The following is a 22304-nucleotide window of genomic DNA, read 5'->3' on the forward strand; positions in this document are numbered from 1 at the left end:
TCACCAGGCCCCCATAGCCCGGCGCCACGCCAACCCGGCGCCCCCCCCACCCGGGGGGCGCCGCCGGTTCCGGGTCACGCCCGGCAGGTGCGGCCGCGGTTCACGCAGTTCACCAGGCCGTTCATGATCCGCTGCGACATCACGTTGGCGAAGTCGTCGTGGTCGGACAGCGGGTTGTGCTTCTCCTGCGGGAAAGCGTCCACTTTGTACTGCTTCTTCAGCTGGATGTCCCGCGGGATGTCGTAGGTCAGCGAGATCTGCAGCTGCGGCACCGCCTTGAACCCCTTGCCGCACCGGCCGAACTGGTCCGGGAACACGATGTGCGTGCGGTGGTTGGCGCTGTCGGTGTTCTTGCCGTCCCAGCAGCTCGGGAAGGTGTGGATGCGCTTGACCTTGCTGCCCTGCGGGCAGATCGGGTACTTGTCGACCAGCCGGTTCTCGAAGCCGGTGCAGGTCCAGCTCGCCTTGGCGTTGGCGGGCCCGTTGGTCGAAACCTTCGCGTCGCCGTAGAGCACGCGAAGGAAGCGCGGCATCGCCACGACCTTCCCGACCGGGCTGCCGCGGAAGGTGAGCTGCACCTTCTGCGGGCGAAGGATCTTGCCGTCGTTGCCGGGCAGCTCGTTGTTCTCGTCCTGCCCGGGCAGCGCGCCGCCGGCCGTGGTGCTCGGAGGCGGCGTCGGGGTTCCGGTGTCCTTGCCCGGCTTCGTCGTGCACGGCGCGAGACCGCCGAGGTCGCCCGGCTTCTGCGTGAACCGCCCGATCGCGATGGCGATCCGGTCGATGATCGCGGCGCGGCGGTCCTTGAGCGGGTTCAGGATGGCGTTGCGCACGAAGTCCGGGCCGCCCTGGCCCTGCGTCGCGGCGATGCGCTGGTTGGCCTCGTCGGCCTGGTTGTCGAGCTGGTCGAGGTTGCTGTCCACTTCGGCCATCGCCTGGTCGGGGATGTCGGCCAGCTTGCTGGCGACGTCCGGGCACGCGACCTGGACGGTCTTCGCCTCGCGGTCGGCCTGCGCCCGGTCGCCGTCGGGCTTCTTGGCCGGCTCGTTCTTCTCCTCTTCGCCGGTGTCGATCCGGACCACGGGCCAGAAGTAGGCGGACTTGTCGCCGTTCTTGCAGGTGGTGCCGGCCTTGACCAGGCTCTTGTTGTTCGAGTCGGCGTTCGTCGACAGGTTGCCGACGTAGTCGTGCAGGTGCTGGGCGCCGTTGCGGACACCGGGCTGGGCGATGAAGTTGTCCGGATTGAAGTGCTGGTTTTCGTTGCGGCCGCAGTCGACGGTGAACGTCCCCGTCGACGCGCCGGTGACCGGGCGCGGGTCGAACTGGTTCGGCTTCACCTTCAGGATGTCGACGAAGAAGGCGGGGTTCGCTTCGTCGGCGCTGGCTTCACCGGTGTTGCCGGTGGTCGTCGCGACGACGATGCCGCCGACGGCGATCGCGAGGGCGAGACCGCCGGTCGCGATCTTCGTCCGGCGGGAAAGGCGATGCCGTCCTTGGGTGCGGGACATGGGGAAATCCTCCGGTGTCGGGCTGGCGGGAACGCGCGACACTGAACGGGTACGAGCCCAGGCTCGACCCGGACAGGCGGGGTTCTTGCGGGTGGGTGCGGGATGGGTCGGCCGGAACGCAACCCGGCTGGTCCACTGACCCGACATCAGTGGGTGCGCGCCCACCTGCCCGTGGCCGCGCCGTCAACCGGCTGGTTATCGTTCCGTTATGGACGCTACACGGGCGCTTGACACCGGGCAAGAAGTTCTTTTCGACAGTTACGAACCGTCAGGCTGGGATCGCGTCTGCGTAGCGAAAGAGGCTGTTGACCTGCGGATTCGCTACCTGTGACAGGTTCGTGGAAAAAAGTTTGAACCGAAGTGAACCGGCATCCGTATCCCTCGGTGAGACCGGTCGAATGCCCGCAGTGCGGGCGCCGCCGGGAATTGCCGCGAAATGCGGGAATGGCGCTTTCGGCGACCGATTCACGACTCCTGGCCGGCGAAAGCCGCGATGACGGCGGAGACGGCGTCGCCGACCGGTGTCCCGGCGGTGTCGACGACGAGCCGCTCGCGGTGCCACGGCTCGTATTCGCGAGCCACGATCTCCGCCCAGGTGGGCGGGCGATGGCCGGGGATGCCGGTGTCCCGCGTCTCCGCCCGGCGGCGGTGCTCGGCCGGATCGGAGCAGACGAGCTCGGTTTCGAGGACCCGGGCCCCGGCGGCGAGTCCCGTCGCCCTCCAGGCGTCGCGGGTGACGGCGAGCGGGTTGACGCACTCGGCGATCACGCTGACGCCCGTGCGGAGCAGGTCGCCGGCGACCTCCCGGGCGACCACGTATCCCACCGCCCCCAGCGGCGGTTCCAGCGGGGTGCTGCGCAGGATCGCCTGCTCGATCGTGTCGACCCGCAGGAAGGCGAAGCCGGTGCGGCGCGCCAGTTCCCCGGCGACGGTCGTCTTCCCGGTCGAGGGCAGGCCGCCGAGCACGATCAGCAGGGGGGACACCGGACGATGATCGCAGGTTCGCGGGTCAGGACGCTTCCCGATGGGCGAGCAGGCTGCGCCGCAGGGTCGCGAGGGCGCGGTGCTGGGCGACGCGGACCGCGCCGGCGCTGCCGAGGCCGACCGCGGCCGCCGTTTCCTCCGCCGTCATGCCGAGGATGATCCGCAGCACCAGGATCTCGCGCTGGCGCGGCGGGAGCGTGTCGAGCAGCCCGGACGACCAGTCGAGCGCCGCGGAGCGCTCGACCTCCTCGCCCGTCGGGTCCGCGCCGTCCGAACGGCCGGCCGGCAGCTCGGCGACCGGGCTGGTGCGGTCGCGCGCCCGGCGGCGGTGGAAGTCGGACACCTTGTGCGCGGCGATGCCGAAGACGAACGGCACGAAGCCGTCGGGCTCGTGGCGGTACTCCGGCAGGGCGCGCACGATCGCCAGCAGCACGTCCTGGGCGCAGTCTTCGGCGTCCGACGAACCGTCCTGCCAGGTGCGCAGCCGGCCCAGGCAGTAGCGGAAGACGATCGGCCGCAGCGCCCGCAGCAGCCCGGCCACCGCGGCGCGGTTGCCCTGGATCGCGGCCCGGACGAGCACCGGATCGAGGACGGACGTCGCCGTGGGCGGGGAACCACCCTCGGCGGAGTGCGGCGGCATCGGCCCTCGCCCCCTCTTTCGATTGAATCGGCAACGGACGGTCACGACGCTAAGTCACTCCGCGTGGCCGCCACACCGGCCGGGCGGCCGTCCCGAACCGGGTCTTCCGGCCCTGGTCCGGACCGGCTCGATGTGCCTGCCCGCCGCCGTCGCGGGTGGCCGGGCCGAACGGCCCTATCGGCGGACCGGGTGAACCGATCACGCTGGTGGCCGGGGATTTTCACAGGAGAAACACAGGGACGCGATGGTGGACGAAGTGGGCTTCGGGCTGCTGCTGGACCGGCAGCAGTGCCTCGCCTTGCTGCGGACGGCGAGCCTCGGCCGGGTGATCTACACCCACCGGGCGATGCCGGCGGTGCGTCCGGTGCGTTTCACGGTCGTCGACGACGCCGTGGTGTTCGCCGTCCCGCCCGGCAGCCCGCTGTACGCCGGCGCGCGGGACGCCGTCGTCGCCTTCGAGGTCGACGAGTTCGCCGCCGACCTGGGTGCCGGCTGGTACGTCAGTCTGCTCGGCCGCGCCACCGAGTCCGTCGCCGTCGACCTGACCTGCCCGTGCCCGGCGCCCGCTCGCACCGGCCACCGGTTCCTGCGCGTCCCGGCGGAGACCATCAGCGGTCACCGCCTCGCGTGCCACGCGGAGTGATTCCCCGATTGCCGTAACGGAGCAGCGCCCGTCATCGACCCACCGGATGGACGAACCGGATTGGGCCGGCACGGGCAGTGGCCTGTGGGACCCTTGACGGCCCGGGGCAGGCCCGGGACTCGGGCGGAACCAGCGGGGTCGACGGGACGTGGCGGACGAATTCAGCATGCCGGCGATCCTGGCCGCCGTGGGCGGTATCGCCCGCGAGCTGGAGCTGCCCGGGCTGCTGACCCGCGCGGTGACGGCGACGTGCGAGCTGCTCGGCGCCCGGCGCGGGCGGCTGGACCTGGCCGAAAACGGGTCCGCCGGCTACGGCCGCGGCGCGCTCGGCCCCGGTGCGGTCGAGCTGCCGGTCCGCGCGGGCACCGAGACCTTCGGAACCCTCGCCGTCGAGCCCGGTGAGGGGCGCGAGTTCGGCCGTCGCGAACGCGAGGTGCTCGGCGCGCTCACCGCGGCCACCGGGATGGCCGTCGAGAAGGCCCTGCTCGTCGACCGGATGCGTCGCCGCGAACGCTGGCTGGAGGCGTCCTACGACGTCACCCGCGCGCTGCTCTCGGCCCAGGACCTGCGGGCCACGCTGCGGCTGGTCGCCGAACGCGCGCGCGTCGTCGCCGGCGGGACCGCGGGGGCGATCGCCCGGCCCGACGGCCCCGGCCGGCTCGTGTTCGACGTCGTCGAGCCGCCGGGGGAGGACGCCGACCGGCTGATGGGGATGACCGTGCCCGTCGAAGGCACCGCCACCGGCATGGCGTTCGCCACCCGGCGCCCGGTCGTGGTGCGGGACTACGGCGAGCGCGTGCAGGAGCAGCAGCGGGACCACGACGGGCCGATTCCCGCGATGATCAAAGACCTCGATTCGGCGATCTCGGTGCCGCTGATCGTCGGCGAGGAGACGCTCGGGGTGCTGGTGGTCGCGAAGTTCCGCGACCGCTCGCCGTTCACCGAGTCCGACGTCCAGCTGGCCGAGACCTTCGCCGGGCACGCCGCGCTCGCCGTCGAGTTCTCGCGGGCGCAGGAGGCGCGCCAGCAGCTGGCGGTGTTCGCCGACCGCGACCGGATCGCCCGCGACCTGCACGACCTGGTCATCCAGCGGCTGTTCGCGACCGGGCTCGGGCTGGAGGGGGTCAGCAGGCTGATCGCCGACACCGGGGTCGCCGCGCGCGTGGCCGGGTTCGCCCAGGACCTCGACGGCACGATCCGGGAGATCCGCAACAGCATCTTCTCGCTCCAGGCGCCCGCGCAGGCGCAGGGCAGCCTCCGCTCGGAACTGCTGCGGGTGGCCGTGGACGCACGGGACGCGCTGGGCTTCGAGCCGCGCGTCGGGTTCGACGGGCCGCTGGACGCCGCGGTGCCGGACGCGGTCCGTTCCGACCTGATCGCGTCGCTGCGGGAAGCGCTGACGAACGTCGCCCGCCACGCCGGCGCGAAGTCGTCGTCGGTCGAGGTCACGGTGGACCGGCTCGGCCGGCGGCTGACGCTGGTGGTGCGCGACGACGGGGCCGGCCCGCCGGCGGAGGCGGGCCGGATCAGCGGCCTGGCCAACCTCGCCTCGCGGGCGGCCCGCTGGAGCGGCCACTGCGTGCTGGCGGCGGGCGAGGACGGCGGGTCGCGGCTGGAATGGACGGCGGAGCTGCCGGCGATGACCGGCGAGCAGGGGAGTGGACGATGACGATCGCGGTGTTCCTGCTGGACGACCACGAGCTGGTCCGGACCGGGCTGAAGACCGTCTTCGAGCCCGAAGCCGACATCGAGGTGGTCGGGGAGGCGGGAACGGCAGCCGAAGCGCTGGTGCGGATTCCGCAGGCCCGCCCGGACGTGGCCGTCCTCGACGTCCGGCTGCCCGACGGGGAGGGCGTGGCGGTGTGCCGGGAGATCCGGTCCACCGTGGACCCGCCGCCCGCCTGCCTGATGCTGACGTCCTATTCGGACGACGAGGCGCTGTTCGGCGCGATCATGGCCGGCGCGGCGGGGTACATGCTCAAGCAGGTGTCCGGGCGGTCGCTGGTCGAGGCCGTCCGCACGGTCGCCGCGGGCGGCTCGCTGCTGGACGCCACGCTGACCGCGTCGGTGATGAACAAGCTGCGCGGCGAGGACGTCGCGGCCCCCGACCCGCGGTACGAGCAGCTCAGCCCGCAGGAGCGGCGGGTACTGGACCTGGTCGCGGAGGGCCTGACCAACCGCCAGATCGCCGAGCGGCTGTTCCTGGCCGAGAAGACGGTGAAGAACTACGTCTCGTCGGTGCTGCACAAGCTCGGCGTCGAGCGGCGCACCTCGGCGGCGGTGTACATGTCCCAGCGGCGGGCCGAACCCGGACGATCGGGCTGAATTCCCGGCCGATGGGACGAAACCGGTGGGGCGTCCGACGTATCCAGCCACCGATGGAGTACACCTGTCGGGTGACGCACGAAGTGGCGTGCGCCGACAGAGGGGACGACATGGCGGGGTTGTCGGGCGGGGACTATGTCACGCGGCAGATCAGGGCACTCGCGGACGCGGTGCGCCGCGAAGGGGCCGGCGGCGTCGGCACGCGCAGCTTCCAGCTGGCCGAGCACCTGGCGGCGGAGGGCGGTGTCCACCGCGGCGACATCATGACGGCCACGGCCACGCTCCTGGCGATGACGGCCTGGTGCGACGGCGAGGTCGAGGCGGCCGTCCGCTTCGCGGAGCTGGCCGGGGAACACGACGAGGAGTCCCGCGAGCTGGTGACCCACCTGCTGCGCCTGGAGGCGGGCGCGGACCGCGGCTGGCTGCCGCGCGACCAGGCGGAGGCGTTGCTGGAGTACGCCCGCCGCGAGCGCCGCGGCGACCTGGCGACCCGCGTCCGCGCCCTGGCGGGTGTCCGCCGCGGCCGGCACCGCCGGGAGGACTAGCTCGCCTGGCCCTGGGCGACCGCCAGCACGGCGAACAGGAACGCGGTGGTCGCCGCCGTGGAGCGGAAGATGTCGATGCGGGCCCAGCGGCGGATCACCGCCTGCCAGCCCGGTGGGGGTGCGTCCGGCCGCCAGCCGTCGACCTCGATGTTGAGCGGCACCGTGCCGAGGAACGACAGCAGCACGAACGCCGCCATCGCGATCAGCGTCGCCCAGCGCAACCCCAGGCCGGGGCCGGGGACCACCACCAACGCGGCCACGGCGAGCGCGGCCGCCGGGAGCATCACGATCGGCACCACCCGCAGGCGGCGCACCAAGGCCTGGCGGGCCAGCAGGTGCGCGTGATCGTCCAACCGGGACAGTGCCGGGTGGAGGCCGTACCGGACGATCAGCTCTTCACCCGCCAGGACACCGATGACGAACAGCGCCGCGTACTGCACTAAGGTACTCACACTGAATGATTACAGTCACTGAACTTATCGGCGCAACGGCCTAGGGTGGGCGCATGAGCGTGGACTGGGAGACCTCCGGCACGGAAGGACTGCGGGAGCGCAAGAAGCGGCAGCTGCGCCGGAAGCTGACCGACACCGCCACCGCGATGTTCCTCGAGCGCGGCTTCGACGCGGTCCGCGTCGCCGAGATCGCCGCGGCCTGCGACGTGTCGGAGAAGACCGTCTTCAACCACTTCCCCAGCAAGGAAGCCCTGATCCTCGACCGGTCCGAAGCCACGATGGCCGCGCTGCGCGCCGGGCTGGCCGAGCCCGGCCGCACCCCGGTCGAAGCGGTGCTGGCCATCCTGGACGGCGAACTGGCCGCCCTGCTGTCCTGGGTGGACACCCAGCCGGACCCGGCCGGGGCGAGCGCCCGGGTCCGGGCGTTCACCGCACTCGTCCGGTCCACGCCCGCCCTGCGCGCGCACCACCGGGACACGACCGAGCAGCTGGAGGCCGTCGCCGCCGAGGCCCTGGCCGCCCGGACCGGCCGCGCCGCCGACGACCCGCTGTGCCGGATCTCGGCGACCGCCCTGCTCGGGCTGTGGGGTGTCCAGTCCGCGGCGCTGCACCGCAATCTCGACGGCGAGCGCACTCCGGACCAGGTCCGCCGGGCCGTCACCGAAGACGTGCACAGCGCGGCGCGGCTGCTCGACACCGGCCTGGCGGGGCTCGCCGGGAACTCCTAGTCCGATCCGGGTCGGCCAGCCGGTCCGGGTCGACGGTCCGTCCACTGTGGAACGCCTCGGCGTCGCCGCGGGTGACGACGCGGTCGTAGCCGCCGGGCGGGAACCAGCCGGTGAACTCCATCCCGGCGTCGTCCTGGTCGGAGAAAAAATACGGCAGGTCGTCGTGGACCACCGCGCGGCCGAGCATCGCCAGCGCCGCCGCCGGTCAGCACCGCCGACACCGCGCATTCGCCCGCGAAGCCCGTCACGCCGGTGCCGAACCGCAGCTCGACGCCGTGGCGGCGGTGCAGGTCGGCGAAGTACCCGCCCAGCTCCCGCCCGAACGTGGCGTGCAGCGGGGCCGGTCCGGGCTCGACGATCGTGACCGGGCTGCCGTAGTGGCGCGCGGCCGCGGTCGTCGAGTACCCGAGGCGTTCGCCGCCGGCCAGTTCCAGCTCGTGCGCCGCCCGGTCAGCACCCCGATGCCGCGCTCGGCGTACCGGTATCCGCGGCCTCCGCGCCGGTGAGCCCGGCGCCGACGATGACGTAGGTGTCCATCAGGCGAGCACGCCGGTGAGGGCGAAGAACTCCTGTCGCGTCTTGGGTTCTTCGCGCAGCAGACCGTGCAGCGACGACGTCACGGTCAGTGCGCCGTTCGCCCGCACCCCGCGCAGCGACATGCACAGGTGCTCGGCCTCGATCACGACACCGACGCCCTTGGGGGCCAGGTGCTCCTGGAGCCAGTCCGCGACCTGCTTGGTCAGCCGCTCCTGCACCTGCAGGTCGCGCGCGAACATCTCGACGACGCGGGCGAGCTTGGACAGCCCGAGGATCCGCTCGCCGGGCAGGTAGCCGACGTGCGCGACCCCGCGGAAGGGCAGCAGGTGGTGCTCGCACAGCGACTGCACCGGGATGCTCTTCGCCAGCACGAGCTCGTCGTAGCCCTCGTCGTTGGGGAAGGTCGTCAGCTGGAAATCGCGCGGTTGCAGCATTTCCGCGTAGGCGTTGGCCACCCGCCGGGGCGTGTCGCCGAGGTGTTCCGACGACGGGTCCTTGCCGAGGGCCCGCAGTAGGTCGGCGACCGCGCGCTCGGCCGCGTGCAGGTCGACGGTGTCGCGGTCGTGGACGACACCGAGGTGCCGCAACGGGGTCGGTGCGCGGACGGGTTCGACGGTCACGGGTGCCTCCTTCTAAAATCAAGACGGACCGACGTTAGAAGCTCCGAGGGGTTTTCGTCAACAGTCATTTGTTTTAGAATGCGGTGATGCACGAAACCCAGGCTGTGGCCGCGGTCGCAGCGCTCGACGAGCCGACCCGGCGCCGGTTATACGAGTACGTGGTCCGCCGCCCGGAGCCGGTGAGCCGCGACGACGTGGCCGAGGCCCTCGGCGTGCCCCGCGCGACGGTGGCGTTCCACCTCGACCGCCTGGTGGAGGAGCAGCTCCTGGTGGTGGGCCACGAGCGCCGGACGGGCCGGAGCGGGCCGGGGGCGGGCCGCCCGGCGAAGCTGTACCGGCGGTCCGACCGGCAGGTGAGCATTTCGCTGCCCGAGCGCCGGTACGAGCTGGCGGGCCGCCTGCTGGCGGCGGCGGTGGAAGAAGCCGACGAGACCGGGGCTTCACCACGCGAGATTCTGGCGAGACGCGCCCGCGCGCAGGGGGAGGAGCTGGCCGCGGGGGCGCGCGACATCGTGCGCACGCTGGAGGAGAACGGCTTCGAGCCGCGCACGGAGGACGGCGAGGTGCTGCTGGCGAACTGCCCGTTCCACCGGCTGGCCGAGGCCCACACGCGGCTGGTGTGCGAGATGAATCTCGGGCTGGTCGAAGGAATGCTGGCGGGCATGGGAGAGCAGGGCCTGCGGGCCCGGCTGGACCCGCGGCCGGGGTGCTGCTGCGTCCGCCTGGCGGCGGATTGAGCCGAGCGCGCCGAGGTGGCGTTCGGTGCCTCTGACGCACCGAACGCCACCGGGGAGCCGTGTCACTACTTCGGCGGGACCTCGCCGAGCCGTCCGGCCACGCCGGTCGTGATCGCGCTCGCGCCCAGTTCCGTACCCGGCTTGAGCCACGGCTCCTCGGGTTCCGCACCGGCGATCGTGCGCTCGCCGATGAACCCGCCCGTCGCCGGGTCGATGATGAGCTGCCGGATCTCGTGCCGGTCGTCCAGCCCCAGCGCGACACCGGTCCGGCCGTCCAGGTTCGTCGATGCGGCCAGGACCGTGATGCCCGGGATCTTCGCCAGTGCCCGGTACCACTGCGCCCGCAGCGCAGCCGGCATCTGGCCCGCGCGGAGGATCTCGATGCCGAAGTGGAACATCGCCGACGGCGTCGAGCCACGGCCCTTCGTCAGCTGCTGCAGCTTCGCGTACAGCGCCGCCGGGTCGTGGGGCAGTGCCGCGTAGAACGCCGGGCTGTCCCAGTCGGTCGCGTCGCCGCACTTCTTGGCCGGCTTGGCCTTCGGGAAGAAGTCGCCGCAGCGGCCCTGCCACTGGCCCTGGTCCGTTGCCGTGAGCTCCGGCTCCGGGGCCTGCGACTGCGGCACCGAACCGCCGAGGAACTTCCCGGTGTGCAGGATCTTGCGCGTCTCCTGCCAGACGTCGTTCTCGTTCGCGGGGATCCAGCGGTCGATCTCCTGCTCCCACAGGTACGTGTAGCCCGTGCCGTCGCCGGTCTGGACGCCGCGTTGCACCCACGTGTGCTCGGCGACGTACCGGAACTGCCCCGGGCCGACGGGCTGGTCGGTCGCGCCGACGGTCAGGTCCGCCGCCCGGGTCAGCACCTGGACCGCGGACAGCAGGCGGACGTCCGGGGCCGTCGCGGTCGCAACCGTGGTCGCCGGCGGCGCGGCGGCCGGGCCGGGAGCCGGCGGCCGCTGCTGGACCACGACCACGGTCACCGCGGCCACGCCCGCAGCCACGGCCGCGATCGGCAGCGCGAGCCGGCGCCGGCGCAGCGGGACGGCCGGCTCGGCGTCGAGTTCGGCCAGCAGCCGGGCCCGGGCCGCGGTCAGGTCGGCCGGTGCGGTGCGGGCTTCGCGGTGGAGCAGCTCGAGGGTTTCGTCGAGCTCGTTCATGACTGGTTCTCCTCGGTGGGGACGAGCTGGGCCTGGAGCCGGTGGCGCACGCGGTGCAGGCGCGAGCGCACCGTGCTCGCGGGCACGCCGAGCGCCTCGGCGACTTCGGCCGGTTCGAGACCGGCCCAGGACGTGAGCAGCAGGACGTCGCGGTCCTGTTCGGAAAGTGCGGCGAGCTCGGCGGCCAGCACGCGCAGGCGCGCCGCCGCGTCGACCCGGCCGGCGACCGTGGTGTCGTGGTTCTCGGCCGGGCGGTCTTCGACCCCCGCCTTCGCGGTCAGCCGGAACCCGCGGACCTCCTGCCGCACGTGGTTGCGCAGCAGGTTGGTGGCGATGCCGTAGAGCCAGCCGCGGATCGGCGCCTTCGCCGGGTCGTAGCTCGCGCGTCTTCGCAGCGCGACGACGAACGTCTCCGCCACGAGGTCGTCGGCGACGTGCACGCCCACCCGGCCCGCGAGGTAGCCGCGCAGGGGAGGGGCGTACTCGTCGAAGAGCCGCGCGAAGATCTCCTTCGGATCCCGTGCGGCGAGGTCGGGCCGGTCCAGCCGTTCGACGATTCTGGTCACGGTACTGGTTGTCGCGGCCCGCCGCGCCCGTCCCCGGCCACCCGTCCGGATGAGACGCACGCCACAATCCGGGAACACCACGGCGGCTTGCGGACAACACCCGGTATGCACAGGAAGAACGCGATGGTGCTCGCAGGGACGTGCGCCGCCGCGGTGGTGGCGATGCTGGCGGTCGCCGCCGCGGTGCGGCCGCCGGGGCCGGCCGAAGCCGGATCTCTGCCCGGTGTCCCGCCGCCGCTGACGACGAGCGTGGCCACGACGGCGACCGCGGCTCCGATGCCGGCGCCGCCCACCGGTGTCGAGCTCGCACACCTGGTGCCCGGGAAGCTGAGCGTGCTCGTCCACGACCGCCAGACCGGCCGCGACCTCGTCGCCCACCGGCCGGACGCGCCCTACCCGGCCGCGTCGCTGGTCAAGCTGCTCATCGCGCTCGAAGCGCTGCGGCAGGACGAGCCCGCGGGCGCCGTTGCGGAGATGCTGTCGCGCAGCGACGACGCGATCGCGAGCCGGCTGTGGGCGAAACTGGGCGGCCCCGCGATCGTGACCGGCTGGGCCGCGCGGATCGGCCTGACTTCGACCCGCCCGCCCGCCGATCCCGCTCAGTGGGGCGGCACCGTGGTCACCGCGGCCGACATCGCGCGGTGCTACCGGTACCTGCTCGACGCCGCCCCCGTCGCCACCCGGCAGATCATCCTGCGTGCCCTCGACGGCACGGCCCGCCACGGCGCGGACGGGTCCGCGCAGCTCTTCGGCGTCCCGGCCGCGGTCACCGCCACCGACTGGGCGGTCGACCAGGGCTGGTCGTGCTGCGACCCGGACCGCACCCTGCACACCAGCGGGCTGGTCGCCGGCCGCCGGTACGTCGTGGTCGTGCTGACCGCCCAGCCGGCCGCCACGAGCTGGGCGGACGGCACCCAGCGCGTCACGGCGGTCGTGAAAGCGCTCTCTCGTCCGTTCGGGTGGTCCTGACGCGGCGCGGGGCGTCCGGACAGCGTCGGTTCGGCGGTACCGTCTCGGGGGTGAGACGGTACGACGTGGAGGGGGCCAGGGTGGTGGACCGGGCGAAGCCGGGGGAGCAGACGAGGACTCCCCTGCCGGGGCCGCGGCAGCCGAGCCTGGCCGACGTCGCCGGGATGGCGGGTGTCTCGCACATGACCGTTTCGCGCGTGGTCAACGAGAGCGGGCCGGTGCGCCCGGAGACCCGCGAGCGGGTCCTGGCCGCCGTCCAGAAGCTCGGCTACCGGCCGAACACGGCCGCGCGGGCCCTGGTCACCGGCCGGTCCGGCACGCTCGGCGTGGTCGCGCTCGAGTCCAATCTCTACGGACCGGCGAGCACGCTCTACGGGATCGAGAACGCCGCCCGCGAGGCCGGCTACGGCGTGGCGATCTGCAGCGTGACGCGGCCGGGCCGGACGTCGATCGGCGACGCGGTGGAGAGCCTGCGGCGCCAGGCGGTGGAGGGGATCGTGGTGATCGCCCCGCACGTGACGGCTGGGCGCGCCCTCGAGGCGGCCCCCGCGGACATCCCCCTGGTGGCGGTCGGCGGCGGCGAGACGGCGCCGGTCCCGGTGATCTCGGTCGACCAGTACGACGGCGCCCGCCGCGTCACCGAGCACCTGCTGTCCCTGGGCCACCGGACGGTCTGGCACCTGGCGGGCCCCGAGGACTGGCTGGAGGCCCGCGACCGCGAGCGAGGCTGGCGCGAGACGCTGGAGGGGCGCGGCTTGCGCGTCCCGGCGGTGGTCCGCGGCGACTGGAGCCCCCGGTCGGGCTACGAGGCCGGCCGGGCACTGGTGGGCAAGCGCGGGCTCAAGGCGGTGTTTTCGGCCAACGACCAGATGGCGCTGGGCCTGCTGCGCGCGTTCACCGAGGCGGGCATCCGGGTACCGGAGGACGTCCAGGTCGCCGGGTTCGACGACGTGCCGGAGGCGGAGTACTTCACGCCGCCGCTGACCACGGTGCGCCAGGACTTCATCGAGGTCGGGCGGCGGACGTTCGGGTTGCTCGAGGAACGGATGGCCGGTGGGGACGCCGGGGCTCGGCATCTGGTGGCGGCCGAGTTGGTGGTGCGGGAGAGTACTCGGGCTCGGTGATCCCGGTTTCGGTCGGGTGTGTCTTGCTGCTCGAGCGTGCCGGTTGAGGGGTGTTTCACCCTTGGTGGTGTTTCGCGACCCCGATGCCCGATTGTGACTACGGCCGGCGGCCGTGTTAGGGCTTCGGATCGGGGTTGCGGGGGGGGTGTGGGTCTTTCGGGTTCTGTTTCGAGGCTGCCGGGCGAGGATTGCCGTTCCGGCAATTCGGCACTGCCGTGCCGGGTTGCGTGATCGGCGCCGTGCCGCGAGGGGCGCCCCGCCGTTGGAATCGGGCCGCGCCGCTGGCGCCGGGCTCGCTTCGCCAAGCCCGGGCCGCCGGGTTGGCCCGCTCTGCCGAGCTCGCCTGCCGTGCTGAGCCCGCCGGGTCGGCCCCGCCGAGCCAGCCCCGCCAGCCCCGCCGGGTCGGCCCTGCCAAGCCCGCCCCGCCAGCCCCATTCACCTGGACCGTGACCCCGCCCTCCACTGTGGACACCGCCGCGCTGAAGGTCGCGGTGGCCTACCGGCAGGCGGGCCGCGCGGGCTCGGTGACCGGGGAACGGATCGTGGGGGCCGTTCCGCCGGCCCCGCCTGCGGGCCAGGTGGCCGTCAGTGCGCTGCCGTTCCTCACCGCCACGCGGCCGGTGAACCCGGGTGGCCGGGCTCAGGGCAGCACGAGGCGGACGGCGAGCGCGGTGATCACCGCACTCGACACGAGCGCCGTCACCAGCCGGCCCCGCGGGCCGGTCAGGACCCGCCCGAGCAACGCCCCGCCGCCGGCCAGGGCGGCTTGCCAGCTCGCCGACGCGGCGAACGCCGCGAGCACGAACACCACCTGGTCGAGCACGGGGACGGTGTCGCCGGCGCGGTCGCCGACCACCAGGGCGGTGAAGTAGACGACCGTGGCCGGGTTGACCAGCGTGATGCCGAGCAGGTTCACGTAGGCGCGGCCAGGCGCGAGCGGTGTCACCGGTCGGGGGACCGGCGCGCGGTGGGAGCGCACCGCACGCAGGGCGCCGTGGGCGGCGAGGACGATCAGCACGGCGGCCGAGGCCCACCGCAGCGGACCGGCGACCGGGGTGATGACGCCCGCGATCGCGGCCCCGCCGAGCACGGCGACCAGCGCGTACACCCCGTCGGCGGTCGCGACGCCGAGCGCCGCGGCGAGGCCGGTCCGGAGCGACGTGCGGGCGCTGAGGGCCACCAGGTACGTCCCCACGGCGCCGACCGGGATCGCGATGCCGTAGCCGGCGACCAGGCCGGCGAGCAGCGCGGCGCTCACGGCGCCGGGGTGATCGACCCCCGCGGACGGCCCGGCTGCTGCTGGACCGGCGCGGTGGTCGCGGCGACGGTCGGCAGGAGCGGGGTGCGATACGTGGTCATGCGCAGATCGTGACCGCCGCCAGGGGGGAGGGCAACCGGATTTCCAGCCGGTGGGCTCCGGGGAGCTGTGCTTGAATCGGCCCCGGGGAGGCACGCGAGCGAGAGAGGGCTTTCACGATGCGGGTCGACCTGAGCGGGAAGACGGCACTCGTCACCGGCTCCACCCAGGGCATCGGCGCGGCGATCGCGGCGGGCCTCGCCGCGGCGGGCGCGCGGGTCGCGATCAACGGCCGCAGCGAGACCGGCGTCCACAAGGCCATCGCGCGGCTGCGCGAAGACCTGCCGGACGCGGACTTCCTGCCGGCTCCCGGCGACGTGTCCGAGGAGGCCGGCGCGGCCCAGGTGGTCGAGGAGGTGCCGGACACCGACATCCTGGTCAACAACCTCGGCATCTTCGGCGCCCAGGAGCCCCTCGAAATCACCGACGCCGACTGGCGGCACTACTTCGAGGTCAACGTCCTGGCCGCGGTCCGGCTCACCCGCGCGTACCTGCCGGGCATGACCGACCGGGGCTGGGGCCGGATCCAGTACATCGCCAGCGATTCCGCGATCGTCATCCCGGCCGAGATGATCCACTATGGAGTGTCGAAGACCGCGCTGCTCGGCGTGTCCCGCGGGTTCGCCAAGCACGCGGCCGGCACCGGCGTCACGGTCAACGCCGTGATCGCCGGGCCGACCCACACCGGCGGCGTGGAGGACTTCGTCTACGAACTGGTGGACAAGGACCTGCCGTGGGAACAGGCCCAGCGCGAATTCATGAAGCAGCACCGCCCGCAATCGCTGCTGCAGCGCCTGATCGAGCCCGAGGAGATCGCCCACCTGGTGGTGTACCTGAGTTCGCCGTTCGCGTCGGCGACCACGGGTGCCGCCGTGCGGGTGGACGGCGGGTACGTCGACGCGATCGTGCCCTGAGCCGTCACGGCGTGACCGGGATGTTCGTCAATCCCGAGCGGGCGTTCGTCACCGTGTTCGACGCGTACACCACGTTCGGGTTGGCCGCGCACTTCGACACCGAGCTGATCTTGATCGCGTAGGCGCCCACACCGCCGAGGTCGGACTTGTTGCCGCGCCACACGTTCCCGCAGCCGTTGTCGAACGACGGGCTCGTGCTCGTGTTGTGGTTCTCGTAGCCGTTGGCGAACGTGCCGGGCGGGGCGAACGTGCCCGTGTTGCCTTCGATCGTGTAGCCGATGCCCTTGACGTCGATCCAGGAGTCCGCCGAGTTCTGGCCGGTGATGCCGCGGCCGTCGAAGGTGTTGCCGCGGATGACACCGTTGAAGGTGCCTTCCTTGACGTCGATCGGCTCGGCGGCAATGAATGGGCCGATGTGGTTGTCCAGCACCTGGATCCGGTCGCCGCGGTCGACGCCGCCGGTGTTGCCGTGGCAGCCCCAGTTGGAGTTCGCCGAGCCGAGGTAGACGCCTTCGCCATAGCCGGGTTGGACCAGGCCGGTGTAGGTGATCGTGGAGTTCTTCAGCACGCTGTCGGCAGAGGAACGGCGGAAGTGCACGGCCTCTTCGTCGATGTGGTGGACGGTGACGCCGTCGATGGTGGTGTGCGGCGAGTTGTCCGCGACGATGCCCTTCTTCGAGTCCTGCACGGTGAACCCGCGCAGGGTCCAGTAGGGCGCGTTCGCGAGCCAGAGGCCGTAGCCGGAGTCCCAGCCGGCGGTCGGTACCGGGCAGTCGGGGGCGTCGCCCGAGGGGCCGTCGTTGATCAGGACGGCGTTCGCCGGGCCGGACAGCGTGATCGGCCGGGCCGCGGTGCCGGCTTTCGTGGTGACGAAGGAGCCGCGGTAGGTGCCGGCGGCGAGCCGGATCGCCTGGCCCGGGACGGCGTTCGCCAGCGCGGCCTGGAGCTGGGCGGCCGTGGCGACGTCGACGGTGTCACCCGTGGGCGGGGCCGTGGTGGTGGTCGTCGACGTCGGTGCCGTCGTCGTGGCCGGGGTGGTGGGGGTCGTGGTCACCTGGCCGCCGCCGTCGCAGGGGGCGCCGTTGACGGTGCAGCCGGTGGGGAGGCCGGCGCCGCTGACGTTGAAGCCGAAGTTCTCGGTGCCGCCGGGCGGGACCGTGCCGTTGAAGCCGGCGTTGGTGAACCGGTAGTGCTGCCCGGCTTGCGTGCGGACGCTGCTCCACGAGCTGCTGACGGCCGAGCCGGCGGGCAGGTCGAACTCGACGGTCCAGCCGGTGGCGGTGGTGTCGCCGCGGTTGGTGATCGTGTAGCCACCGCCGTAGCCACCGGTCCAGACCGACGTCCGCGCGAAGGTGGCCGACAGTGCGGCGCCGGCGGCCCGGGCGGACGGCGGCCCGCCGAGCGCGACGGTGACGGCGAGGACGGTGGAAACACCGGCGGCGCCGAGGAAAACGGCGCGACGGGACGAGGGGTGTGGGGACACCGATGGCCTCCGGAACAGCGGAACTTGCGGAGGTGTGCGGCGGACACCCGGACGTTCCCTTTATAGGTCACCGGCCCGAGCGCAGTCAACAGGATGAACGATGGTCACGTACGTGAACGCTGGCGCCGTAACACTTTCCGGTGACGCCGAGCTGAAGAGACGTTCGACGGGGCATTCTCCCCGGTGAACCCCTTGGCGCACAGGGGAAAGCTCGGCGGAAGGAGAGCACGATGAACACCCGGATCGCTTCTTGGGCCATGGCCGCTGCACTCACGGTTTCCGCGGTCGTCGCCGCGGCCACGCCGGCTTCGGCGGACCCGGTGCCGGGCAGCTCGACCCAGTTCTACGCGTACTGCTCGGTCGACCTGCTGGGGGTGCCGGTCGCCTGCACGCAGACCGACCAGGCGCACGCGTCGCACGTCTGCCAGTACGTGGCGACCCCGCTCGGCCTGGGACTGGACTGCATCCAGCGTTCGACGGCCTGACCGCCGGGCCGAAGGGACCTTCCTCCCGTCGCGGGCGGGGAAGGTCCCTTCGGCTTTGGTACCGGATCGGGACATTCCTGGGGCACACCTGTCGAACATCCCCGACGAACCGGCGATCTTCCCCGGACAGAGTGAGCGGGGTGCGCACCCGGCGCACCCGGCACCCGGAGGAGACCGATGGCCCGCACCCGCATCCCGCCCCTGGCCGCGGGGATCGCCGCCGCCGTGGCCGTGGCACTCGCCGCCGCCTGCTGGGTCGTCTTCCCGCCCGAGACCGCCGGCCGGGCCTTCGCCGCCCGTCCGGACGTCGACCTCCCGCTGCCGTGGCCCGCCGGGGGCCAGGCGAGCGTCGAAGTCCAGAACCTGGGCTCGCTCGGCAGCCGGGGTGAGCAGCGGCCGGTGCCGATCGCCAGCGTCACCAAGGTGATGACCGCCTACGTCGTGCTCAAGGACCACCCGCTCGGCCCCGGCGAGGCCGGTCCGGAGATCACCGTCGACGAGCAGGCCGAAGCCGAGTCGGCCTCGGCCGAGGAATCGAGCGCGCCGGTCCGTGCGGGACGCCGGTTGAGCGAGCGGGACCTGCTCGCCCTGATGCTCGTGCCGTCCGGGAACAACGTCGCCCGGCTGCTCGCCCGGTGGGACGCCGGCAGCCAGGAGGCCTTCGTCGCGAAGATGAACAGCGAGGCCGCCGCGCTGGGCATGACCAGCACCACCTACACCGGCGCCAGCGGCGTCGAGGACTCGACCACGAGCACCGCGACTGACCAGCTGCGGCTGGCCCGCGAGGCGATGAAGAACCCGGTGATCCGGGCCATCGTCGCCACGCCCAGCCTGCGGATCGACGGCGTGCCGGGCGCGGTCGTCAACACGAACACCCTGCTCGGCCGCGACGGCGTGATCGGGCTGAAGACCGGCTCGTCCACCGCGGCCGGAGGGGCGCTGATGTGGGCCGCGCGGGCCGGCAACGGCGCGCTGATCCTCGGCGTCGTCCTACACCAGAACCCGGGCGGGTCGCCGGCCGCCGGGCTGCGGGCCGCCCTGGAGAACAGCGCGACGCTCATCGCCGCGGTCCAGCGCGAGCTCCCGGCGGCCACCCGATGACCGCGACGGCCGAGCGGCCCTCCGCCACCCGTGCGGCGACGTGGCGGCGGGGGCGGGTCACCGCCGCCTTCGCCGTCCTGACCGCGCTGCTGCTGCTCGCGCACCCGCTGGTGCCCAACTGGGTGGGCAATGCCGGCAGCCTGCTGGAGACGTTCCTGCCCTGGACCGGCCTGCTTGTCGTGCCGCTGCTGGTCGCGGCCCTGGTCCGGCGCGCCCCGCTCGCGCTGGTCGCCCTCCTGCTGCCGGTGCTGGCCTGGGGCGGGTCCTTCGGCGGCCGGCTGTTCGACAAGCGCACGCCGGGCGGGGACCTCGCGGTCGTCTCGCACAACGTCAACGACGAGAACCCCGACCCGGTGGGCACCGCTCGCGCCCTGGCCGCGGCGGGCGCGCAGGTGATCGCGCTCGAGGAGCTGAAGAAGTCCGAGGTGCCGAAGTACGAGGACGCCCTCGCGGCGGGCTACCCGTACCACTCGGTCCAGGGCACGGTCGGGGTCTGGAGCACCTTCCCGCTGCGCGACACGCGCCCGGTGGCGATCATGCCGTGGACGCGGGCGCTGCGGACCACAGTGGACACTCCGAAGGGCCCGGTGGCGCTCTTCGTGGCCCACCTGCCTTCGGTGCGGGTCCGGCTCGACGCCGGCTTCACCGCGAACGGCCGCGACGAGGCGATGGGCCTGCTGGCGGACGCCGTCGCCGCGGAATCCGCGCCGCGGACGGTGCTCGTCGGCGATTTCAACGGCACGGCGGACGACCGGGCGCTCGCGCCGATCACCGCCCGGATGCAGGCCGCGCAGGAAGAAGCGGGCGACGGGTTCGGCTTCACCTGGCCGGCCGGTCTGCCGCTGGCGCGGATCGACCAGGTCTTCGTGTCGGGGGTGCGCCCGGTCGCGGCCTGGACGTTGCCCGCGACCGGCAGCGATCACCTGCCCGTCGCCGCCACGGTGGCGTTCTGACCCCGGGACCGGGAGTCGTCGAAGGCGTGTGGTAAGCGCCCCGCGGGAGGCGCGAACATGCCGTTGAACACCGGGCGGTGCTGACGGGCGGTGAATTTCAAACGACGCTCCGCGCAGGTCGCGCCGTCGAATTCGTCGGCGGGCCGAGGTGAAGGGCGCGTGACTAGACCGTTACGCGACCCGGGGTTGACCCCGTGGGTGTTATCGCTAACACTAACTCCTCGTCGTCACCGGAACAGGTGACGCAGACCATGTCGGAGCGGACGGAAGGGGACGCCGGTGGCCGAACGACCCCGCTCCGGCGGCCCCGTCCGGGCGACCGCCGCCGGGACGCGGCAGCCCAGCCTGACCGACGTCGCGGGCGTGGCGGGCGTGTCCCACATGACCGTGTCCCGGGTGATCAACGGGACCGGCCCGGTGCGCCCCGAGACCCGGGCCCGGGTGCTCGCGGCCATCGAGGAACTGGGCTACCGGCCCAATTCGGCGGCCCGGGCGCTGGTCACCGGGCGGACCGGCACGCTCGGCGTCGTCGCGCTCGAGTCCAATCTGTACGGTCCGGCCAGCACGCTGTACGGCATCGAGAACGCCGCCCGGGAAGCCGGGTACGCGATCACCATCTCGAGTGTCAGCCGGCCGGGCCGGTCGTCGATCGCCGACGCGGTGGAGAACCTGCGCCGCCAGGCGGTCGAGGGCGTCATCGTGATCGCCCCGCACGTCAGCGCGGGCCGGGCGCTGGAAGCCGCGCCCGCGGACTTCCCGGTCGTCGCGGTCGGCGGCGGAGAGGCGGCACCGGTGCCGGTCATCTCCGTCGACCAGCGCGACGGTGCCCGCCGGGCCACCGAACACCTCCTGGCGCTGGGCCACCGCACGGTGTGGCACATCGCCGGGCCGGAGGACTGGCTGGAGGCCCGTGACCGCGAGCTCGGCTGGCGGGAAACCCTGGAACGCCACGGCGTCGGGGCCCCGCGGGTGATCCGTGGCGACTGGAGCTCGCGCTCCGGGTACGAGGCGGGGCGATCCCTCGCCAAGGAAAAGGATCTGGACGCCGTCTTCGCCGGCAACGACCAGATGGCACTGGGCTTGCTGCGCGCGTTCGCCGAAGCGGGCATCTCGGTGCCGCGGGACGTGCGCGTGGCGGGCTTCGACGACGTCCCCGAGGCGGCGTACTTCACGCCGCCGCTGACGACGGTGCGCCAGGACTTCATCGAAGTCGGACGGCGTACGTTCGGCCTGCTGGCCGGGCGGATGGACGGAGGCGACCGGCACGCGCGCGCCCTGGTCGTCCCCGAGTTGATCGTGCGCGAGAGCACCGGACCGCGCTAGCGCGGCGGCCGGCGGGGACCTGGTGGTTCCCGAGGGATTGTTAGCGCTAACACGCACTAGAGATCTCCACCCGAGTAGTCCCCACCCAGGTTTTCCCACTGATCATCGTCGATCGAGGAGTGAACGTGCTGAAGAAGCGATGGGCCGCCGCGGCGGCCGCGGCGGCCGGACTCGTGCTGCTCACCGCCTGCGGAAGTGGCGGTTCGTCCGGCGGTTCGTCCGGCGGGGCCGTCACGCTCGGCTTCGCCCAGGTGGGCGCCGAGAGCGGCTGGCGGACGGCGAACACGAAGTCGATCCAGGAGTCGGCCAAGACCGCCGGGATCGAGCTGAAGTTCTCCGACGCGCAGCAGAAGCAGGAGAACCAGATCTCCGCGATCCGCTCGTACATCCAGCAGAAGGTCAAGGTCATCGCCTTCTCGCCGGTCGTCGAGTCCGGCTGGGACACCGTCCTGAAGGAAGCCAAGACCGCCAACATCCCGGTCATCCTCACCGACCGCGCGATCGACTCGCCGGACAAGTCGCTCTACAAGACCTTCCTCGGCTCCGACTTCGTCGCCGAGGGCAAGAAGGCGGGGGAGTGGCTGACCAAGGAGTACGGCAGCGCCACCGGCCAGGTGAACATCGTCGAACTGCAGGGCACCACCGGCTCGGCCCCGGCGAACGACCGCAAGAAGGGCTTCGCGGACGTCATCGCGGCCGACCCGAAGTACAAGATCGTCGCCTCGCAGACCGGTGAGTTCACCCGCGCCAAGGGCAAGGAGGTCATGGAGGCCTTCCTGAAGTCCCAGCCCAAGATCGACGTCCTCTACGCCCACAACGACGACATGGCCCTCGGCGCCATCGAGGCCATCGAAGCCGCGGGCAAGGTCCCGGGCAAGGACATCAAGATCGTCTCCGTGGACGCGGTCAAGGACGGCATGCAGGCGCTGGCCGACGGCAAGATCAACCACATCGTCGAGTGCAACCCGCTGCTCGGCCCGCAGCTGATGGACCTGGTCAAGAAGGTCGCCGCCGGCGAGCAGGTGCCCGCCCGCATCGAGACCCAGGAAACCGAGTTCGACCAGGCGTCGGCCAAGGCCGCGCTGCCGCAGCGCCAGTACTGACACTCGCCCGCCGGTCGTGAGTGGTAAGGCGGGTTAGAACCCGCCTTACCACTCAC

The 22304-nt window shown here is 72.7% G+C and carries 24 protein-coding genes; 14 read left to right on the top strand and 10 right to left on the bottom strand.

Translation table 11 applies throughout. From position 1 onward, the window contains the following. Positions 1-74 precede the first annotated feature (74 nt). The 3 genes from ACWEVN_RS32035 to ACWEVN_RS32045 all read right to left on the bottom strand — a co-directional run bounded on the left by ACWEVN_RS32035 (position 75) and on the right by ACWEVN_RS32045 (position 3129). Entirely contained in the window at positions 75-1505 is a 1431-nt protein-coding gene (locus tag ACWEVN_RS32035) for a DUF1996 domain-containing protein (protein WP_449684613.1), read from the bottom strand. 465 nt (positions 1506-1970) lie between these two features. Further along, positions 1971-2489: an AAA family ATPase gene (locus ACWEVN_RS32040; protein WP_452053768.1), complete on the bottom strand. Its 519-nt coding sequence runs from the start codon at positions 2487-2489 to the stop codon at positions 1971-1973. A gap of 25 nt (positions 2490-2514) precedes the next feature. Continuing rightward, a complete protein-coding gene (locus tag ACWEVN_RS32045) occupies positions 2515-3129 on the bottom strand; it encodes a sigma-70 family RNA polymerase sigma factor (protein WP_449684615.1) in 615 nt (204 codons plus the stop codon). Between the two features lie 244 nt (positions 3130-3373). On the opposite strand from ACWEVN_RS32045, the gene ACWEVN_RS32050 reads away from it, so the two are divergent. From ACWEVN_RS32050 to ACWEVN_RS32065, 4 genes are all read left to right on the top strand, one after another. After that, positions 3374-3772 (top strand): pyridoxamine 5'-phosphate oxidase family protein, encoded by a 399-nt coding sequence (locus tag ACWEVN_RS32050; RefSeq protein WP_449684616.1) that lies wholly within the window; start codon positions 3374-3376, stop codon positions 3770-3772. Positions 3773-3938: 166 nt separating this feature from the next. Further along, entirely contained in the window at positions 3939-5441 is a 1503-nt protein-coding gene (locus tag ACWEVN_RS32055) for a GAF domain-containing sensor histidine kinase (RefSeq protein WP_449684625.1), read from the top strand. After that, on the top strand, positions 5438-6097 hold the full coding sequence (locus ACWEVN_RS32060; protein ID WP_410586486.1) for a response regulator: 660 nt from the start codon (positions 5438-5440) through the stop codon (positions 6095-6097). The genes ACWEVN_RS32055 and ACWEVN_RS32060 overlap by 4 nt, the downstream gene beginning before the upstream one ends. Before the next feature lie 71 nt (positions 6098-6168). Next, positions 6169-6642: a hypothetical protein gene (locus tag ACWEVN_RS32065; RefSeq protein WP_452053769.1), complete on the top strand. Its 474-nt coding sequence runs from the start codon at positions 6169-6171 to the stop codon at positions 6640-6642. On the opposite strand, the gene ACWEVN_RS32070 is transcribed toward ACWEVN_RS32065, so the two are convergent. After that, positions 6639-7094, bottom strand: a complete 456-nt coding sequence (locus ACWEVN_RS32070; RefSeq protein WP_452053770.1) for a DUF1772 domain-containing protein — start codon at positions 7092-7094, stop codon at positions 6639-6641. The two genes, ACWEVN_RS32065 and ACWEVN_RS32070, sit on opposite strands and share 4 nt — an antisense overlap. Positions 7095-7147: 53 nt before the next feature. Here ACWEVN_RS32070 and ACWEVN_RS32075 point away from each other — a divergent pair, with 53 nt between their 5' ends. Then, positions 7148-7822, top strand: a complete 675-nt coding sequence (locus ACWEVN_RS32075; RefSeq protein WP_452053771.1) for a TetR/AcrR family transcriptional regulator — start codon at positions 7148-7150, stop codon at positions 7820-7822. On the opposite strand, the gene ACWEVN_RS32080 is transcribed toward ACWEVN_RS32075, so the two are convergent. Both ACWEVN_RS32080 and folE read right to left on the bottom strand, forming a co-directional pair. Further along, positions 7819-8307 (bottom strand): FAD-dependent oxidoreductase, encoded by a 489-nt coding sequence (locus ACWEVN_RS32080; RefSeq protein ID WP_452053782.1) that lies wholly within the window; start codon positions 8305-8307, stop codon positions 7819-7821. The genes ACWEVN_RS32075 and ACWEVN_RS32080 overlap by 4 nt on opposite strands. A gap of 51 nt (positions 8308-8358) precedes the next feature. Continuing rightward, positions 8359-8979, bottom strand: coding sequence for a GTP cyclohydrolase I FolE (gene folE / locus ACWEVN_RS32085; RefSeq protein WP_452053772.1), 621 nt, complete (start codon positions 8977-8979; stop codon positions 8359-8361). Positions 8980-9065: 86 nt separating this feature from the next. Here folE and ACWEVN_RS32090 point away from each other — a divergent pair, with 86 nt between their 5' ends. After that, entirely contained in the window at positions 9066-9716 is a 651-nt protein-coding gene (locus ACWEVN_RS32090) for a helix-turn-helix transcriptional regulator (protein ID WP_452053773.1), read from the top strand. Between the two features lie 65 nt (positions 9717-9781). Here the strand turns inward: ACWEVN_RS32090 and ACWEVN_RS32095 are convergent, their stop codons facing one another. Further along, positions 9782-10870 carry a CU044_5270 family protein gene (locus ACWEVN_RS32095; protein WP_452053774.1) on the bottom strand — a complete coding sequence of 363 codons (1089 nt, stop codon included), beginning with the start codon at positions 10868-10870 and terminating at the stop codon, positions 9782-9784. Continuing rightward, positions 10867-11436, bottom strand: a complete 570-nt coding sequence (locus ACWEVN_RS32100; protein ID WP_452053775.1) for an RNA polymerase sigma factor — start codon at positions 11434-11436, stop codon at positions 10867-10869. The genes ACWEVN_RS32095 and ACWEVN_RS32100 overlap by 4 nt, the downstream gene beginning before the upstream one ends. A 105-nt stretch (positions 11437-11541) precedes the next feature. Between ACWEVN_RS32100 and ACWEVN_RS32105 the strand changes: the two genes are divergently transcribed. Next, positions 11542-12405, top strand: a complete 864-nt coding sequence (locus ACWEVN_RS32105; RefSeq protein ID WP_452053776.1) for a hypothetical protein — start codon at positions 11542-11544, stop codon at positions 12403-12405. A gap of 80 nt (positions 12406-12485) precedes the next feature. Continuing rightward, positions 12486-13529: a LacI family DNA-binding transcriptional regulator gene (locus tag ACWEVN_RS32110; RefSeq protein ID WP_449688176.1), complete on the top strand. Its 1044-nt coding sequence runs from the start codon at positions 12486-12488 to the stop codon at positions 13527-13529. A gap of 640 nt (positions 13530-14169) precedes the next feature. On the opposite strand, the gene ACWEVN_RS32115 is transcribed toward ACWEVN_RS32110, so the two are convergent. Further along, on the bottom strand, positions 14170-14787 hold the full coding sequence (locus ACWEVN_RS32115) for a LysE/ArgO family amino acid transporter (RefSeq protein ID WP_452053777.1): 618 nt from the start codon (positions 14785-14787) through the stop codon (positions 14170-14172). Positions 14788-15005: 218 nt separating this feature from the next. On the opposite strand from ACWEVN_RS32115, the gene ACWEVN_RS32120 reads away from it, so the two are divergent. Beyond that, complete coding sequence (locus ACWEVN_RS32120; protein ID WP_449686102.1) at positions 15006-15800, top strand: SDR family NAD(P)-dependent oxidoreductase; 795 nt, start codon at positions 15006-15008, stop codon at positions 15798-15800. Positions 15801-15804: 4 nt separating this feature from the next. Here the strand turns inward: ACWEVN_RS32120 and ACWEVN_RS32125 are convergent, their stop codons facing one another. Beyond that, positions 15805-17283 carry a cellulose binding domain-containing protein gene (locus ACWEVN_RS32125; RefSeq protein ID WP_452053778.1) on the bottom strand — a complete coding sequence of 493 codons (1479 nt, stop codon included), beginning with the start codon at positions 17281-17283 and terminating at the stop codon, positions 15805-15807. Between the two features lie 230 nt (positions 17284-17513). On the opposite strand from ACWEVN_RS32125, the gene ACWEVN_RS32130 reads away from it, so the two are divergent. The 5 genes from ACWEVN_RS32130 (at position 17514) to ACWEVN_RS32150 (ending at position 22248) form a co-directional block, all read left to right on the top strand. Next, positions 17514-17768: a hypothetical protein gene (locus ACWEVN_RS32130; RefSeq protein WP_452053779.1), complete on the top strand. Its 255-nt coding sequence runs from the start codon at positions 17514-17516 to the stop codon at positions 17766-17768. A 177-nt stretch (positions 17769-17945) separates the two neighbouring features. Then, positions 17946-18869, top strand: a complete 924-nt coding sequence (locus ACWEVN_RS32135; RefSeq protein ID WP_452053780.1) for a D-alanyl-D-alanine carboxypeptidase family protein — start codon at positions 17946-17948, stop codon at positions 18867-18869. Next, on the top strand, positions 18866-19822 hold the full coding sequence (locus tag ACWEVN_RS32140) for an endonuclease/exonuclease/phosphatase family protein (RefSeq protein ID WP_452053781.1): 957 nt from the start codon (positions 18866-18868) through the stop codon (positions 19820-19822). Before ACWEVN_RS32135 ends, ACWEVN_RS32140 begins: the two co-directional genes overlap by 4 nt. A gap of 279 nt (positions 19823-20101) precedes the next feature. Continuing rightward, on the top strand, positions 20102-21145 hold the full coding sequence (locus ACWEVN_RS32145; protein WP_449686107.1) for a LacI family DNA-binding transcriptional regulator: 1044 nt from the start codon (positions 20102-20104) through the stop codon (positions 21143-21145). Positions 21146-21264: 119 nt separating this feature from the next. Continuing rightward, positions 21265-22248 (top strand): ABC transporter substrate-binding protein, encoded by a 984-nt coding sequence (locus ACWEVN_RS32150; protein ID WP_086850145.1) that lies wholly within the window; start codon positions 21265-21267, stop codon positions 22246-22248. The last annotated feature ends 56 nt before the right edge of the window (positions 22249-22304 follow it).

This window comes from Amycolatopsis sp. NPDC003861 (assembly GCF_053605405.1).

What these genes read in the sequence shown, in the direction of transcription:
- ACWEVN_RS32035 (WP_449684613.1), bottom strand. Translation starts at nt 1,505, where the DNA reads ATGTCCCGCACCCAAGGACGGCATCGCCTTTCCCGCCGGACGAAGATC.
- ACWEVN_RS32045 (WP_449684615.1), bottom strand. Translation starts at nt 3,129, where the DNA reads ATGCCGCCGCACTCCGCCGAGGGTGGTTCCCCGCCCACGGCGACGTCC.
- ACWEVN_RS32050 (WP_449684616.1), top strand. Translation starts at nt 3,374, where the DNA reads ATGGTGGACGAAGTGGGCTTCGGGCTGCTGCTGGACCGGCAGCAGTGC.
- ACWEVN_RS32055 (WP_449684625.1), top strand. Translation starts at nt 3,939, where the DNA reads ATGCCGGCGATCCTGGCCGCCGTGGGCGGTATCGCCCGCGAGCTGGAG.
- ACWEVN_RS32060 (WP_410586486.1), top strand. Translation starts at nt 5,438, where the DNA reads ATGACGATCGCGGTGTTCCTGCTGGACGACCACGAGCTGGTCCGGACC.
- ACWEVN_RS32075 (WP_452053771.1), top strand. Translation starts at nt 7,148, where the DNA reads ATGAGCGTGGACTGGGAGACCTCCGGCACGGAAGGACTGCGGGAGCGC.
- ACWEVN_RS32090 (WP_452053773.1), top strand. Translation starts at nt 9,066, where the DNA reads ATGCACGAAACCCAGGCTGTGGCCGCGGTCGCAGCGCTCGACGAGCCG.
- ACWEVN_RS32095 (WP_452053774.1), bottom strand. Translation starts at nt 10,870, where the DNA reads ATGAACGAGCTCGACGAAACCCTCGAGCTGCTCCACCGCGAAGCCCGC.
- ACWEVN_RS32105 (WP_452053776.1), top strand. Translation starts at nt 11,542, where the DNA reads ATGCACAGGAAGAACGCGATGGTGCTCGCAGGGACGTGCGCCGCCGCG.
- ACWEVN_RS32120 (WP_449686102.1), top strand. Translation starts at nt 15,006, where the DNA reads ATGCGGGTCGACCTGAGCGGGAAGACGGCACTCGTCACCGGCTCCACC.
- ACWEVN_RS32130 (WP_452053779.1), top strand. Translation starts at nt 17,514, where the DNA reads ATGAACACCCGGATCGCTTCTTGGGCCATGGCCGCTGCACTCACGGTT.
- ACWEVN_RS32135 (WP_452053780.1), top strand. Translation starts at nt 17,946, where the DNA reads ATGGCCCGCACCCGCATCCCGCCCCTGGCCGCGGGGATCGCCGCCGCC.
- ACWEVN_RS32140 (WP_452053781.1), top strand. Translation starts at nt 18,866, where the DNA reads ATGACCGCGACGGCCGAGCGGCCCTCCGCCACCCGTGCGGCGACGTGG.